The 13,231-nt window shown below is 69.3% G+C and carries 17 protein-coding genes; 5 read left to right on the top strand and 12 right to left on the bottom strand.

Features of this window, described 5'->3' with window-relative positions:
• Positions 1–5 precede the first annotated feature (5 nt).
• Both GZ64_RS0115855 and GZ64_RS0115850 read right to left on the bottom strand, forming a co-directional pair.
• Positions 6–209 carry a CDGSH iron-sulfur domain-containing protein gene (locus tag GZ64_RS0115855; RefSeq protein ID WP_021201241.1) on the bottom strand — a complete coding sequence of 68 codons (204 nt, stop codon included), beginning with the start codon at positions 207–209 and terminating at the stop codon, positions 6–8.
• Entirely contained in the window at positions 206–1,261 is a 1,056-nt protein-coding gene (locus tag GZ64_RS0115850; RefSeq protein ID WP_136025437.1) for an iron-containing redox enzyme family protein, read from the bottom strand. The genes GZ64_RS0115855 and GZ64_RS0115850 overlap by 4 nt, the downstream gene beginning before the upstream one ends.
• A gap of 155 nt (positions 1,262–1,416) precedes the next feature.
• Between GZ64_RS0115850 and GZ64_RS0115845 the strand changes: the two genes are divergently transcribed.
• Complete coding sequence (locus GZ64_RS0115845; RefSeq protein ID WP_051668096.1) at positions 1,417–2,262, top strand: helix-turn-helix domain-containing protein; 846 nt, start codon at positions 1,417–1,419, stop codon at positions 2,260–2,262.
• Between the two features lie 94 nt (positions 2,263–2,356).
• Positions 2,357–3,208: a phytanoyl-CoA dioxygenase family protein gene (locus GZ64_RS0115840; protein WP_029267537.1), complete on the top strand. Its 852-nt coding sequence runs from the start codon at positions 2,357–2,359 to the stop codon at positions 3,206–3,208.
• A gap of 13 nt (positions 3,209–3,221) precedes the next feature.
• Here the strand turns inward: GZ64_RS0115840 and GZ64_RS0115835 are convergent, their stop codons facing one another.
• Genes GZ64_RS0115835 through GZ64_RS0115820 form a run of 4 tightly spaced genes read right to left on the bottom strand, consistent with a single transcriptional unit; the run spans position 3,222 to position 6,879 of the window.
• Positions 3,222–4,052 carry an endo alpha-1,4 polygalactosaminidase gene (locus GZ64_RS0115835; protein ID WP_029267535.1) on the bottom strand — a complete coding sequence of 277 codons (831 nt, stop codon included), beginning with the start codon at positions 4,050–4,052 and terminating at the stop codon, positions 3,222–3,224.
• On the bottom strand, positions 4,049–5,446 hold the full coding sequence (locus GZ64_RS0115830) for an MFS transporter (protein ID WP_029267533.1): 1,398 nt from the start codon (positions 5,444–5,446) through the stop codon (positions 4,049–4,051). Before GZ64_RS0115830 ends, GZ64_RS0115835 begins: the two co-directional genes overlap by 4 nt.
• Positions 5,447–5,506: 60 nt before the next feature.
• The gene (locus tag GZ64_RS0115825) at positions 5,507–6,604 is read right to left on the bottom strand and encodes a carboxylate-amine ligase (protein WP_036331651.1); all 1,098 of its coding nucleotides are present in this window, start codon (positions 6,602–6,604) and stop codon (positions 5,507–5,509) included.
• 8 nt (positions 6,605–6,612) lie between these two features.
• Positions 6,613–6,879, bottom strand: a complete 267-nt coding sequence (locus GZ64_RS0115820) for a DUF7218 family protein (RefSeq protein WP_021201234.1) — start codon at positions 6,877–6,879, stop codon at positions 6,613–6,615.
• A 123-nt stretch (positions 6,880–7,002) separates the two neighbouring features.
• On the opposite strand from GZ64_RS0115820, the gene GZ64_RS20085 reads away from it, so the two are divergent.
• Positions 7,003–7,167 (top strand): hypothetical protein, encoded by a 165-nt coding sequence (locus GZ64_RS20085; protein ID WP_017201713.1) that lies wholly within the window; start codon positions 7,003–7,005, stop codon positions 7,165–7,167.
• Between the two features lie 75 nt (positions 7,168–7,242).
• On the opposite strand, the gene GZ64_RS0115810 is transcribed toward GZ64_RS20085, so the two are convergent.
• Positions 7,243–7,449, bottom strand: a complete 207-nt coding sequence (locus GZ64_RS0115810) for a CsbD family protein (protein WP_017829324.1) — start codon at positions 7,447–7,449, stop codon at positions 7,243–7,245.
• A gap of 215 nt (positions 7,450–7,664) precedes the next feature.
• On the opposite strand from GZ64_RS0115810, the gene GZ64_RS0115805 reads away from it, so the two are divergent.
• Entirely contained in the window at positions 7,665–8,042 is a 378-nt protein-coding gene (locus GZ64_RS0115805) for a hypothetical protein (RefSeq protein ID WP_231479913.1), read from the top strand.
• A gap of 52 nt (positions 8,043–8,094) precedes the next feature.
• Here GZ64_RS0115805 and GZ64_RS0115800 read toward each other — a convergent pair whose 3' ends face one another.
• Positions 8,095–8,442, bottom strand: a complete 348-nt coding sequence (locus GZ64_RS0115800) for a hypothetical protein (RefSeq protein ID WP_029267527.1) — start codon at positions 8,440–8,442, stop codon at positions 8,095–8,097.
• A gap of 297 nt (positions 8,443–8,739) precedes the next feature.
• Between GZ64_RS0115800 and GZ64_RS0115795 the strand changes: the two genes are divergently transcribed.
• Positions 8,740–9,234 carry an FBP domain-containing protein gene (locus tag GZ64_RS0115795; RefSeq protein WP_029259960.1) on the top strand — a complete coding sequence of 165 codons (495 nt, stop codon included), beginning with the start codon at positions 8,740–8,742 and terminating at the stop codon, positions 9,232–9,234.
• A gap of 99 nt (positions 9,235–9,333) precedes the next feature.
• On the opposite strand, the gene GZ64_RS0115790 is transcribed toward GZ64_RS0115795, so the two are convergent.
• Genes GZ64_RS0115790 through GZ64_RS0115775 form a run of 4 tightly spaced genes read right to left on the bottom strand, consistent with a single transcriptional unit; the run spans position 9,334 to position 13,186 of the window.
• On the bottom strand, positions 9,334–10,155 hold the full coding sequence (locus GZ64_RS0115790; RefSeq protein ID WP_029267525.1) for a PaaX family transcriptional regulator: 822 nt from the start codon (positions 10,153–10,155) through the stop codon (positions 9,334–9,336).
• Positions 10,145–11,383 (bottom strand): kynureninase, encoded by a 1,239-nt coding sequence (locus tag GZ64_RS0115785; protein ID WP_029267523.1) that lies wholly within the window; start codon positions 11,381–11,383, stop codon positions 10,145–10,147. The genes GZ64_RS0115790 and GZ64_RS0115785 overlap by 11 nt, the downstream gene beginning before the upstream one ends.
• A 1-nt stretch (position 11,384) precedes the next feature.
• A complete protein-coding gene (locus GZ64_RS0115780) occupies positions 11,385–12,335 on the bottom strand; it encodes a hypothetical protein (RefSeq protein ID WP_051668094.1) in 951 nt (316 codons plus the stop codon).
• Positions 12,335–13,186 (bottom strand): tryptophan 2,3-dioxygenase, encoded by an 852-nt coding sequence (locus GZ64_RS0115775; protein ID WP_029259964.1) that lies wholly within the window; start codon positions 13,184–13,186, stop codon positions 12,335–12,337. The genes GZ64_RS0115780 and GZ64_RS0115775 overlap by 1 nt, the downstream gene beginning before the upstream one ends.
• Positions 13,187–13,231: the final 45 nt, after the last annotated feature.

The raw sequence follows: 13,231 nt of genomic DNA, 5'->3' as shown, positions 1-13,231 counted from the left end.
CAGCCTCAGTCGTCGGTGCGGAAGCCCGCCGCCTTGTGGGTGCCGTCGCAGAAGGGCTTGAGCGCCGAGAGGCCGCAGCGGCACAGTGCGACCGTGCGGCGGTGCGGTGCGATCCGCTCGCCGTCGGCCGTGCGCAGATCGATCTCACCCCGCACGAGCAGCGGGCCGTCGGGGTACGGCGTGATCGTCGCGCGATCCTCGCCGCTCACGACGGTGTCCGTTCGCGGAGGGATGAGGCACCCGCGGACCAGGACTCCAGGATGTGCGCCCCGCCCCACCCGTCCATCGTGAGGCCGGCGGCGGCACCGAACATGATGTCGGGCAGGAGCTCCGGGCGGTCCTCGGCGAGGCTGCCGGCGAGGTCTCGGGCGGCGATCTGCTCGTGCACCGCGTCGGCCTCGACGTGCTCGTCGAAGTACTCGGTGACATCGGGGGCGAACCCCAGCCGGCGCAGACCGTCGGCGTACAGGCGGCAGGGAATCGACGAGGTCATCTCGTAGGCGGCCAGGTGTCCGACGATCGAACCGACCAGGCGGCGATTGAGTCCGAACATCGACATCATGTTGAGTGACGCGAGCGTGACGGCGGGCAGATCGTCGATGTATGCGCCGTAGGTGTCATCGAGACCGGCCGCACGCATCGCTCGCGCGAAGAGGGTGGCATGCACGCGATGCGGGCGTCCGCCGCCGTATTCGTCGGACTGGATCTCGACGAGCGCCGCCTTGGCGCGTCCGTCCAATCGAGGAATCGCCCAGGAGTGCGGGTCCGCCTCGCGCAGTGTGTAGGCCGAACGCTGGATGAGCATCTCCTGTGCCTGCGCCTCGGTGGCCTTCTTCGCGAAGTACCGCGAGAGACTCGGTCCGGAATCGGCGCCCGCGAGCGCGAAGAGCGCTCGACCGACGGCATCGACCGTCGGCTCCGGGAGGTCAGGCATCGGCACCTTCGCGCGCAGCTCGCCCTCGAAGGCCGCTTCGAGCAGGCGCCGGGTCGCGAGGAGCGCGGGATCCCACTCCCGATCGGGATCGAGCTGCGGGAGCGATCCGTAGGCGGAGGCGTAGAGCACGAACAGGGCGAGCTGGACGTCGTCGTCGCGGACGACGTCGGCGCTCGCCGCGACGACCTCCTCGGCGAGGGTGGTGTGGTCGCCGGCGTCTTCCGCGCCGGTGAGATGCGCGATCACGGCGCGGCTCACCGGCCCTCTGTCGGAGAATTCCAGGGCTGGTGCGGATGCCGGGGCGGTTGCCGGGGCGGATGAGGTCATGTGTCGAGCTCCCAATCGATGCGGACACTCCGTATCCTGCGCGGAACGGTGGGATCCGGCCAGGGACTTGACGTGGGCTCTTCCGTGAGCCACGCGCGGGAGCTGCCGGAGCGATGCGCGGGGTGGACTGCGGGCGCGGCAGTAGGCTGACGTCGATGACGCCGACGGCCTCCTGGTCCCACTACGCCTCACCGCGCCATGCGATGCGACGATTCCTGATCTCGTGCCATGGAGCCGGGGAACAGGCGGGCCTGCAGCCGCCTTTCCGTCAGCGGGCACTCCCGACCCGCGGCCTCGTCTACATCTCCGAGGGGCGCGGCACCTACGAGGAGTACGAGCCGCGCGGCCTGCAGGTGCCGGTGGAGGGCCCGGCGGTGATCTGGCTCACGCCCGGAGTGCGCCACGGATACGGCTCCGACGCCCGGGGGTGGTCGGAGCACTGGGTGCTGTTCGAGGGCGAGCCCTTCGCGGCATTCGAGACGACCGGACTGGGAGGGCGCCACCGGCCCGTGCAGAAACTCCTCCGGCCGGTCGAAGACGCGGATGCGATCTTCCGTGAGCTCTGCGTGGCTGTCGCCGCGGTGGGGGCGCGGGCGGAGATCGCCGCATCGGTCGCGACGCAACGGCTCCTGCTCGCCATCCTCGATGCCGCGGATCCGGCGGAAGGGGCGGCGGCCGGTGCCACCATCGTCGACCTCGTCACTCGTGGCGCGACCCGGACCCTCTCGGTCGCCGAGCGGGCAGCCGCCGTCGGGCTCACCGCGCGCGAGCTGGGGGATGCCGTGCGTTCCGCGACCGGGCTCACAGTGAACGATCTGGTCATCGAGGTGCGCATCGCGCAGGCCCAGTCGCTCCTGGCGGAGACCAGGCTCGATGTGGGGCAGATCGCCGCGCAGATCGGCTACGAGGACGCGGCCTATTTCTCCCGACTCTTCCGGCGGCGCACGGGGGTCGCGCCATCGGCGTTCCGCCGGCAGCAGGCCCGATCGCGCTTCGACTGAATACTCCAAGTCGCGGTCGGTTCATCGCGGATAGTCCAATGATCCGGCGGAAAAGTCCATGGACGGAAGTCCAAGTGTCGCCGACGCTGGAGTCATGCTCACCTCCAACGGATACACCCTCGACGATTCTCCGTCCCGCCTGGGCAGGATGGAGCCCGTGCCGGACGCCATTCGCAGCGACAAGGATGCGCTGTGGGATCGGTTGCGTCGCGACGGCTATCTCTATCTGCCGCAGCAGCTCGATCCGCAGCTGGTCGCCTCGTTCCGCGAGTACTACTTCACGGCGATGGCGGACACCGGGATCACGGAGCACGGTTCCGATCCCGCCGTCGGCATCGGCGCGCAGGGAGAGATCGACAGGGCGAAGATCCGCGCCGCCCTGTTCGACGAGATCGTTCCGGGGGAGCGATACGCGGCGCTGACCGGACACCCCGACATCCGCGGGTGGTTCGAATGGTTCCTCGGCGATGACGTGCACCTGCACCGGCGCAAGATCATCCGCCACATCCGTCCGGGCGAATCGGGCATCGGCACCGCCACACAGGCACACTACGACCTCGTCTATCTGCGCGAGGGAAGCGAGCGCGTGCTCTCGATGTGGATCCCCCTGGGAGACTGTCCCGTCGAGCAGGGCGGTCTCACCTATCTCGAAGGCAGCCACCACTGGGCCCTCGCCGCCGAGCGGGATCGCGGTGACAGGCCCCCGGCTGCGTCGATCACGGCCGACCTCCCTTCTCTCGCCGAGGCGCACGATGCGCGGTGGCTGCTCGCCGACTACCGGGCCGGCGACGTGATGGTCCATTCGTCGTACGTGGTGCACGCCAGCACCGACAACGTCGACCCGCAGGGGCGTATCCGTCTCTCCACCGACATCCGCTATCAGCGGGCATCCGAGCCGATCGACTGGCGCTGGCAGGAGCACTGGCACGAGGACGACGGTCTTTGAGCAGCCGGATCGCTCAGCCGCAGGTCGCGAACACGTAGGCGCCGTCGTCCGGTGTGACGAGATCGCGGTCGCGGAGCACCATCGCGGCGGGAGAGGCGTCGTCGGCGCACATCTCGGCGAAGGACCGCGGGAGCTCGTCGGCGTACTCGATGTCGATGACGTGGTCGCCGTAGACCGACGTGTAGGCCTCGCACTCCTCGTACGCGGCGCATTCCTCGGTGACCGCGAAGTCGAAATCGACCCGCGCGCGGAGCGGAGCCGCGTCCTCGGCGGCGTTCTTCTGCCCGGCGGCGAGCCCCGCGGTGTGGGCTGCATCGACGAGGAGCGAGGCCAGTGCCCGGCTGTCGTCGAACGAGAGGGAACCATCGGACCGTGAGTACGAGTCGAGGTTGTCGAATTCCACCGCGTCGAAGCCGGCATCCGCGCATTCGTCGATCCAGGGCTTCACCGTCTCGGAGATCCTGTCTCGATGCTCCGCGGTCGAGGTGTCGAGCAGTGCCTCGTCCGGCCAGTCCGGATCGAACACGACCTCGCCCCCGCGCTGGAGCAGCAGATCGCGCGGCCAGTCTGCGAGTTCGCCCGGCTGCGTCTGGAAGCCGTTCACGTAGCAGATCGAGTACACGCCGGGTACGGGCTCGGCGCTCCGGTCCCGCCCGACGATGCCGACCTCGGGGCCCGGTGCGTAAGCTCCGCCCAGCTGGTAGTCGGGCACCGCGCCGGAGGGCGGAAGGGTGACGCCCGACGAAGGCGAATGCGCGGGCGCGGGGGAGCAGGCCGTCAGCGCGAGCGCTCCGACGACGATCAGACCGGCCCATCGGCCTCGCGCGAGTGCGGCCACGGTCATCGCGGCACGGGGCCGGTCGCGGCCGCGTCGGCCGGTGTCGGTTCGGCCGGATTGCGGCGGATGCCGATCCACGACACCACGCCGCCGATCACGAGCAGCGTCGCCGTGACCCATGCCGCGCTGTGGAACCCGTCGAGGTCGAGCGCACCGCCGACGATCGTCGACAGCATCGCCACCACGAGCAGCCCGGCGACACGCGAGACGGCGTTGTTGACGGCCGAGGCGATACCCGAGTGGTTCTCGTCGATCGCTCCGAGGATCGCGGCCGTGAGCGGAGCGACCGTGAGCGAGAGCCCGAGGCCCATCACGATCATCGCCGGCAGCACCTGCCACCAGTAGTCGAAGTCGACCGAGACGAGAAGCAGCATGAGGGCGCCGACCGCCATGAGCAGCGGTCCGACCGTCATGAAGATGCGCGGTCCCCACCGGCCGGCCCACTGGCCCGCGCGCGAGCTGACGAGGATCATCAGGATGGTCATGGGCAGGCTGGCCAATCCCGCGGCGGTCGCGCTGAGGCCCGCCCCCTGCTGCAGGTAGACGCCGACCACGAAGCCGTTGAGCGACAGAGCCGCATACACGAAGAAGGTGGCGAGGTTGCCCCAGCCGAAGTCGCGCACCCGGAACAGCCACAGGGGCATGAGGGGCGACGCCGAGTGCTGCTGACGCCACAGGAACAGGGCGAACATGGCGGCGCCGGCCACGGCCGGAATCCAGATCGCGGGCGACTGCCACCCCAGATTCGGCTGTTCGATGAGTGCGAAGACCACGGCGCCGAGTCCGACCGCGCACAGCGCCCCGCTCCACCAGTCGACCGTGATGCCACGGGGATGCTCGGGCAGACGAAGACGGGAGAGCAGGAGGAGAGTGATGCCGATCGGGATCACGTTGATGAGGAAGACGAAGCGCCAGGACAGGTAGTCGACGAACAATCCGCCCAGCAGTGGACCGACCAGCTGTGCTCCCGTGGTGAACGCCGTCCAGACGCCGATCGCCCTCGACTGCACATCGGAGCGCATGGTCGCGGTGATCAGTGCGAGCGAGCTCGGCACCAGCAGCGCACCCGCTGCCCCCTGCGCGGCCCTGGCGATGATCATGACGAGTGGATCGAATGCCGCGGCCACGGCGATGGATGCCACGCCGAAGGCGATCAGCCCGATACGCATCACCAGCACCCGGCCGTAGGCGTCCGACACCGATCCGGCCAGCAGGATCAGGGCACTCAGAGTGATCAGATAGGCGTCGACGACCCACTGCTGGGTGGTGATGCCGCCTCCGAGTTCGCGACTGATCGCGGGCAGCGCCACGTTGACGACCGTGCCGTCGAGGAACGTCACGAAAGACGCGAGCACCGCGATCGAGATCACGAGGCGCTGGAGCGGGGCGAAGGAGGCCACAGGCCGACCATACCGCCGTCATCGGACGCCGGGGCCGGTGAAGATCGGGGCCGGCGAAGATCAGGCAGGCTGCTCTGCGGGGGCGGGAAGCGGTGCGGCTGTCCCTGCGCGGAGAAGATCGCCGAGGGCACGCGTCCCGCCCTCGGCGACGGCGCGTCGCTGGCGCTGCGCACCGGACCCGTCGGTGCGCAGCCGATCCATGCCGTCGCGGACCCGATCCTCGTCGCCGAGTTCGCGGAGCGTGGGAGCGATCGCGGACAGCATGCGGTCGGCGAGCTTCCAGGCGTCTTCGGCCTCGCCGGTCGTCGGATCGAGCAGGCGTGCGTCCATCCCTCGGCGGGCCGCCGTCCACAGAGAGGCGTCGATGCCGTCGACGCCGATGTCGGCGAGCGGCAGATCGGTGGTGAGCACGAGCGCGCGGGAGAGGAGCGCGGCGGACACCGATTCCTCGGCTGTCAGCTGGGCGTCGAAGACCCGGACCTCGACGGTCGGGTACCGCTCCGATATCCGGGCCGACCATGACAGCGACGCCGCATCGGTGAGCGCGCCGACGTCGATGAGACGCTGCACACCCGAGCGATAGTCGTCGTAATCGCGGAAGCATGGCGGGGCCCATGACGACGGTAGCCGACGGATCAGGATGCTGCGCCAACTGGCGAAGTCGGAATCCCGTCCGTTCACGAACGGGCTGTTCCCGGTGAGCGCCAGCAGCACGGGGAGCCAGCCGCGCACCCGGTTCAGGGCGCGGACCCGCTCCTCGTCGTCGGTGACCTCGACGTGCACGTGCAGCCCGTTGACCTCGTGGTCGCGCGTGAGATGTCCGAGCTGCGACGCGACGTCGTCGTAGTGCGGCGAGGGCGATACGGCGGAGGACCGGGTCGAGGCGAACGGGGTGCCGGTGCCGGCGGCGATGGCATGCTGATCCTGGGCGTGCCATCCGATGAGGCCGCGCAGATGGGTCAGCTGCGCTTCGGCGTCCGTCGCGGTCGCGACCGGCTCGGTGAGGCACTCGATCTGCGAGGTCAGGTACTCTCTGGTCACCACTCCGCCCGTCTTGAGGCGCGTGATGCGCTCGCGAGTGCCGGCGGCGAGCGTCACGGGCACCAGCGAGTGCGCATCGAGGAAGAGGAACTCCTCCTCGATGCCGAAGCGCGCCATCCGCGGCCTCAGTGATTCCTGAGCGCGGAGATCAACTCGGATTTCCGCTTGCCGCTGTAGCCGGTCAGACCGAGTTCCTTCGCACGCGCGCGCAGCTCCGGCACGGTCCAATCCTCGTAGTCTCCGTGTTCGCCGCCGCGGCGCCCCACGGCACTGCGCCCCTCTTTCGCCGCGGCGTTCGAGATGCGCGCGGCCTTCTCCTTCGAGGCGCCGTCTTTCCTCAGCTCTTCGTACAGCTCGGGATCCTTCAGCGAGTTGTCGCGTCTTCCTGGCATGTGCTCGTCTCCTTCGCGCACTCGGAGGGGGTAAGTCAACCCCCTCGGGCATAACGCTTCCCACGGCTAGCGTGGAGGCACCACAGTCGGGCGTTCGCGCCTGCCGAAAGAAGGGAAAGACCGATGAACATCCTCCTGATCATCGTCATCGTCGTCGCAGTGATCCTTGCGATCACCGGAGGACTGGTGCAGTCGCTCCAGTTCCTCCTGTGGGTCGGGCTCGTCCTCCTCGCGATCGCTGTGATCGCCTGGTTGATCCGAGCGATCAGCGGCAGCCGCAAGGTCTGACGACTCCACACGTCTGACCCATCGAGGTGAGGCCCGCCGTTCGGCGGGCCTCACCTCTTCGGTGTGTGGGGCGTCTTACTTCTCGAACGCGTCCCGGACGCTGTCGCCGGCCTTGCCCGCGGCGTCCTTCACGTTCTCGCCGGCCTGCTTGGCGGAGGCCTTGACCTGATCCGCCTTGCCCTCGGCTTCGAGCTTCTCGTTGTCGGTGAGCTTTCCGACGCCTTCCTTGACCTTTCCGGCGGCCTTCTCGGCGGCGTTCTTGATGTCGTCTGCGGCACTCATGTGCGGCTCCTCTCGTAGGCGGATCGATTGCTTCCGACACTCTCACTCCTGCGGAGAAGCGGCCACGGGATTGACAATCGGCTCGCACCATGACAACGTTCGGCGCCCATCGACTCATGCACCGGGAAGGACTAGCCTGGCGCCAGGCGGGTGGTCCTGCCCGCGGACCTCGACCAAGGAAGCGGTGTGCGATGGACTCGATGATGATGGGCGCCATGTCGAAGAACATGGAGTCGATGCCCGACATGCAGATGATGGACATGGCCGTCATGCAGGCGTGCATGGATGCGTGCGCTGCCTGCGAGCAGGCCTGCACGGTGTGCTCGACGCAGATGATGGACTGCTCACCGGCGTGCATGAACTGCGCCGACATGTGCAACACCATGATGCGGTCGATGATGCGGATGCAGGGCATGACCCCGGCGTCGATGATGGCGATGCTGAACGCCTGCATCGCGATGTGCAGGACGTGCATGGACGCGTGCGCGCGGCATGCCGACGAGAGCGACGTCTGCCGGATGTGCGCTCAGGCGTGCCAGGCCTGCATGGACGCCTGCTCGGCCATGAAGGACATGCTGATGGCGAGCGCCTGAACCGGAGCGCCTGAACCTGAACGCCTGAACCGGGGGCGGGCTCAGGGCGCGATCAGACCGCGGCGACGTTGTACTGCGTGCCGCCGACGGCCAGCACGCCGTAGCGCGCGTGGAGTGCGACGGGGGTGCCTGGGGCGGCTTCGAGCGCAGCGCCGGAGCCGCTCCACAGATCGTGCGCTTCGCCGTCGAGCGTGCGCACCACGAGGTCTCCCGATACCGCGTCGGCAGACTCGACCAGGGCGTCGATCCACTCCGTGGGCGTCGCCGAGGCGATGCGTGCCTGGATGAGGTGCAGAGCATGGCCGGGGGCGAAGGAGGAGCACCGGCCGCCGTGGCTGCACATGCACGCCGCACGCTCACGCACCGGGAGGGGCGAAAGGCGGTTCAGCGGCGTGGACACGGTGGTCTCCTTCTGGTCGGACGTTCCGGAAAGACTAAGACGCCCGTCGCGCTGTGCCCAGGCGGGCCGACACGGAGTGAAACAAACGGGTGTAAGCTCGCCGGGTGCTGTCGTCGATGAGCGCCCACGGGGCGCAGAACGGAGCTGCAGGCGCCTTCCGCGCCGCAGACAGAGGCTGAGGACCCACCGGAGGCGGAACCCCCGTCCCCGGTGTCGTGACGTACCCGGCATCCGCGTCCGGGACCTTCCTCCCATCGACTCGCCCTCGCGGCGACCACCCCGAAAGCACTCATTCTCATGCGTCCCATCGACGAGCGCGGCATCCGCGCCTCCTTCCTCAACGCCTCCCGCAAGGAGGTCTCCGACCTGACCCTGCCGCACGGCTTCGCCGAGATCGACTTCGATCGCCTCGACTTCCTCGGCTGGGCTGACCCGAAGATGCCCCGCCGGGCCTACGTCGTCAGCTGGATCGACGACGCCCCGGTCGGCGTCTTCCTGCAGCGCGCCGAACAGCGCGTGATCGCGCGGGCGCAATGCTCATGGTGCGAAGACGTCACGCTCCGCAACGACGTGCAGCTGTACGTCGCGCGCAAGGCCGGGCCGGCCGGACGCAAGGGCGACAGCGTGGGCGTGCTCACCTGCGCCGAGTTCGGCTGCAACCACAATGTCCGCATCCTGCCGCCCCTGGCCTACCAGGGGTTCGACCGCGAGTTCGCGCGCGACCTGCGCATCCTGCGACTGCAGGAGCACGTGGCCGGCTTCCTCGCCGAGGTCGCGGGGCAGGCGGGCTAGGCGATCCCGGCTTCGGATTGCTCCGGTCGCACTTCCTGTCGCCCGCGAGGCGCGCAGGCGACAGAAAGTGCGACCGGAACGGCGGGGTGGATGACGGAACTAGGCGATCCGGGCGCGCACATGCGCCCAGGCGGGTGCGGCCAGTTCCGCCGACCGACGGGCGAACTCGTCGAAGCTGCGACGACCGGGCCAATCGGTCGGCAGCATCGAGGGGGGAAGCCCCGGGTCGGTGTACGGCAGCACCCGCCAACGGTCGATCAGCTGCACGTACGCGGCGAACGGCTCGGCGGGCAGCGTCGCGAGCGCGCCCTGGAAAGAGAGATGCTCGCCGCGCAGCGCCTCCAGGTCCCACCACTGCGCCGCGGCCTCGATCAGCGTGCCGGCGGGGACGGGCACGGATGTCGGGAACAGCGTCGCCCAGCCGCGCACGTCGAGTTCCTGGAGGATCTGCTCCACCTCCGCCTGAAGGTGGCCGGGACAGATCCACAGCGCCGGCGATACGACACCCGCGCCGATCCACTGCAGCCGTCGACGCAACTGGTGGCGTACGCTCCGTGCGCTCTCGGGGATCGAGAACGACACCAGGCACCAGGTGTCGGCATCCGTCATCTCCCGCATCTCGAAGATGCGTCGATCCCCACGTTCCAGCATCCCGGTGGCTGCGGGATTGAGGCGATAGCCGATCTGCTCTTCGCGCGAGGCGAGCAGCAGGCCCTTCTGCTTGAGGCGGGCGACACCCGTGCGTGCCTGTGCCGCTTCGATGCCCAGGTCGCCGGCGAAAGCGACCAGGTCGGCCGTCGAGATCCATCCGCCGAGCGGGCGCAGGAAGACGCCGATGAACGTCCGCAGCAGCGAGGCGGTGCTGCCGGGGCGCGCATCGATGTCGTCGAGCACGGGGGCGACGGCGGGGTCAGAGGTCACCGGACTCCAACGCGTCACGCACCGCGAGAACGCCGGTGACCGTCTCGACGTGCGAAGTGCTGAGCGGGGAGAGGCCGAGGCGGATGCCATCCGGGAACCGGAAGTCGGGGATGATGCCGTCCGCCCACAGGCGCCGCGTGACCTCACGGAAGTCGGGGTGGCCGATCGTCACATGACCGCCGCGCACCTCGGCGTCGCGGGGGCTGAGCAGTCGCACGCCGAGAGGGGCGAGCAGCTCGTCGTAGGCCTGCACCGCAAGATCGGTCAGCGACTGCGACTTCGCCCGCACGCCCTCGACCGTCGACTGCTCGATGAGGTCGAGCATGCCCTGCATCGCGAGCATCGAGGTCACCGGCGGCGTGCCGCTGAGCAGTTGGCGGATGTCGCCCGCTGGTACGTACTCCGGCCCCATCGCGAAGATGTCGGCGGCGCTCCACCAGCCCTGGATCGGCTGGCGCAGCACACCCTGCAGTCCGTGGCGGAGGTAGGCGAAGGCGGGGGAGCCCGGTCCGCCGTTCAAGTACTTGTAGGTGCAGCCGACGGCCATGTCGACACCCCACTCGTCGAGCTGCATCGGGACCACGCCGGCGGAGTGGCACAGATCCCACATCATCAGTGCTCCGGCCTCATGCGCGGCAGCCGTGATGCCCGGCATGTCGGCCAGGGCGCCCGAGCGGTAGTCGACATGGCTCAGCGACACCAGCGCCGTGCGTGCGGAGACGACGGCCTCGACGTCGGAGACGGTCACCCCGTGCACCGGGTCGGGTTCGAGCCAGCGCAGAGTCATCCCGGTCTCGACGGCCACCCCCTCGGCGAGGAACCGGTCGGTGGGGAAGTTGCCGGCCTCGATCACGAGTTCGGTGCGGGTGGGATCGGCGCTCGCGGCGGCGCGCATGAGCTTGTAGATGAGCACGCTGGTCGAATCGGCGACGACCGTCTGCCCGGCAGCGGCACCGAGCGCCACCCGCCCGATGCGGTCACCGAGCTCCATCGGCAGCGCCATCCACTGCTCGTCCCAGGAGCGGATCAGCCGTGTTCCCCAGTCGTCGCGCACGAACGCGGCGAGCTTGTCGGGCATGTCGCGCAGCGGTCGGCCGAGGGAGTTGCCGTCGAGGTAGGCCGTGACGCCCGGGGCTTCGGCGAACGCGTCGAGGTGGGCGCGCAGCGGATCGGCGGCGTCGAGAGCGCGGGCGTGCGCGAGGAGCGAGGGGGCGGATGTCGTGGTCATGTCACACCTTCAGATCTGCGGGGGTGAGGGGGCGGGCGTCGAGCGGATCGGCGGTCGAGGCTGGTCCTCCCGAGAGGAGGAGCACGGAGGTGGGGTCGAACGGATCCCCGGGCGCGAGTGCGCTCAGGAGGGCGGCGTCGTCGAGCCCGGCTTCGCGGAGGGCGGCGATCTCGCGCGGGTTCAGGTCGACCGGCATCGGCCCGTTGCCCAGATCGGTGCCGTAGAGCACGGTCCCGCCTGCGGCGTGGAAGCGACGCACGTTGTCGATCGCGATCGCGCGCTCGGGGTCTTGGTGGATCGCGAGCGTCGAGATCCACGAGGCCGAGGCCGCCTGGCGCACGATCTCCGCGTCGTCGAGGCGCTCCGTGAACGGGGCATGGGCCAGGTGGGAGGCTCCGAGACGCACGACGCGCTGCGCTTCGCCCGCCCCTTCGGCATGCACGACGACCGCGAGGCCGTGCTCGTCGGCCGCCCGCACGATCGCGCGGAAGAGGTCGTCGGAGAGCACCGGTCCTGCGGTGCTGTTGCTGGTGACCTTGAGACGGGTGGCTCCGGCCGCCGCCATCCCGGCGACCGCAGCGGCAGCGGAATCCGCGTCGGTGATCTCGCGGACGGAGCCCTCCGGGGCCCAGTCGCGGTCGGAGGGGTAACCGCCCGGAGCGGTCAGGAAAGCGCCGGCATAGTCGATCGCGACCGCCTGCACGGCGAGCCGGCTCAGCACCTGGGGGTTGCCGCCGAGGTCGATCACGCGGCCGAGGCGCGACCCTGCCAGCAGGCCGTGCGCGACGAGCTGCAGGTGCACGTGGTGGTCGGTGAATCCGCCGGTGATGGCGCCGGGGATGCGGGGGAGGTCGGGGGTGGGGCGCTCATCGCGCAGCCGCACGCGCCCGTCGGCGAGCTCGACGACGCCCTCGCGCCATGCGGTCCCGTCGAAGAACGTCGCGGCCTTCATCAGCTGCCGATCTCGGTGCGCACGGTGTAGAGCTCGGGGAAGAACGTCAGGTCCAGCGCGCGCTGCAGGAATCCGACCCCGCTGGAGCCACCGGTGCCGACCTTCATTCCGATGGTCCGGGCGACGGTCTTGAGGTGCCGGAAGCGCCAGAACTGGAAGTTGTCCTCGAGGTCGACCAGGTCTTCGCACGCCTCGTACAGGTCCCAGTACCGGCTCGGGTCCTGGTAGATCTCGCGGATCGCCGGCACCAGCTCCGGGGTCTCCCGGTACGGCTCGCGCACGTCGCGCTGGAGGATCGAGCTCGGGATCGGCAGCCCACGGCGGGCGGCGAAACGCAGGAATTCGTCGTACAGGGTCGGCTTCTCCCACTCGGCGGTGAGCAGAGCGAGATTGGCGGGGTGGTCGGCGAAGACGCTCAGCATCTTCGCATTCTTGTTGCCGAGGGCGAACTCCACCGCCCGGTACTGCACGGACTGGAAGCCCGACGAGTTGCCCAGTGCCCCGCGGAACTGTGCGTACTCGGTGGGGGTGAGCGTGGCGAGCACCGACCACTGCTGTGTCATCACGTCTTGGATGCGCTTGACCCTGGCGATGCGCTTCAGGGCCTCGCGCAGGTCGTCGCGGGCGAGCAGCTCGCGAGCGGAGGACAGCTCATGCAGCAGCTGCTTGAGCCACAGCTCGGTGGTCTGGTGCTGGATGATGAACAGCATCTCGTCGTGGTGCTGCGGTGCGCTCACCGGGTGCTGCGCGGTGAGCAGCTGGTCGAGCGCCAGGTACGAGCCGTAGGTCATCCGCCCCGAGAGGTCGGTGACGATACCGGATTCGAGGGCGCGTTCGTTCTCGGTGTGCATGCGCCGAACATATCACTATCGTGGCGAGCGTCACAGGAGTGTTAT

It is taken from the genome of Microbacterium sp. Cr-K32, assembly GCF_000708345.1.
Taxonomy (GTDB): domain Bacteria; phylum Actinomycetota; class Actinomycetes; order Actinomycetales; family Microbacteriaceae; genus Microbacterium; species Microbacterium maritypicum_A.
Note: the sequence above shows the minus strand (reverse complement) of the source record. Positions and strands in the feature narration are given on the sequence as shown.

Coding starts and splice junctions, on each gene's coding strand:
- GZ64_RS0115850 (WP_136025437.1), bottom strand. CDS start 1,261: ATGACCTCATCCGCCCCGGCAACCGCCCCGGCATCCGCACCAGCCCTG.
- GZ64_RS0115845 (WP_051668096.1), top strand. CDS start 1,417: ATGACGCCGACGGCCTCCTGGTCCCACTACGCCTCACCGCGCCATGCG.
- GZ64_RS0115840 (WP_029267537.1), top strand. CDS start 2,357: ATGCTCACCTCCAACGGATACACCCTCGACGATTCTCCGTCCCGCCTG.
- GZ64_RS0115835 (WP_029267535.1), bottom strand. CDS start 4,052: ATGACCGTGGCCGCACTCGCGCGAGGCCGATGGGCCGGTCTGATCGTC.
- GZ64_RS0115825 (WP_036331651.1), bottom strand. CDS start 6,604: ATGGCGCGCTTCGGCATCGAGGAGGAGTTCCTCTTCCTCGATGCGCAC.
- GZ64_RS0115820 (WP_021201234.1), bottom strand. CDS start 6,879: ATGCCAGGAAGACGCGACAACTCGCTGAAGGATCCCGAGCTGTACGAA.
- GZ64_RS20085 (WP_017201713.1), top strand. CDS start 7,003: ATGAACATCCTCCTGATCATCGTCATCGTCGTCGCAGTGATCCTTGCG.
- GZ64_RS0115810 (WP_017829324.1), bottom strand. CDS start 7,449: ATGAGTGCCGCAGACGACATCAAGAACGCCGCCGAGAAGGCCGCCGGA.
- GZ64_RS0115805 (WP_231479913.1), top strand. CDS start 7,665: ATGTCGAAGAACATGGAGTCGATGCCCGACATGCAGATGATGGACATG.
- GZ64_RS0115795 (WP_029259960.1), top strand. CDS start 8,740: ATGCGTCCCATCGACGAGCGCGGCATCCGCGCCTCCTTCCTCAACGCC.
- GZ64_RS0115785 (WP_029267523.1), bottom strand. CDS start 11,383: ATGACCACGACATCCGCCCCCTCGCTCCTCGCGCACGCCCGCGCTCTC.
- GZ64_RS0115780 (WP_051668094.1), bottom strand. CDS start 12,335: ATGAAGGCCGCGACGTTCTTCGACGGGACCGCATGGCGCGAGGGCGTC.
- GZ64_RS0115775 (WP_029259964.1), bottom strand. CDS start 13,186: ATGCACACCGAGAACGAACGCGCCCTCGAATCCGGTATCGTCACCGAC.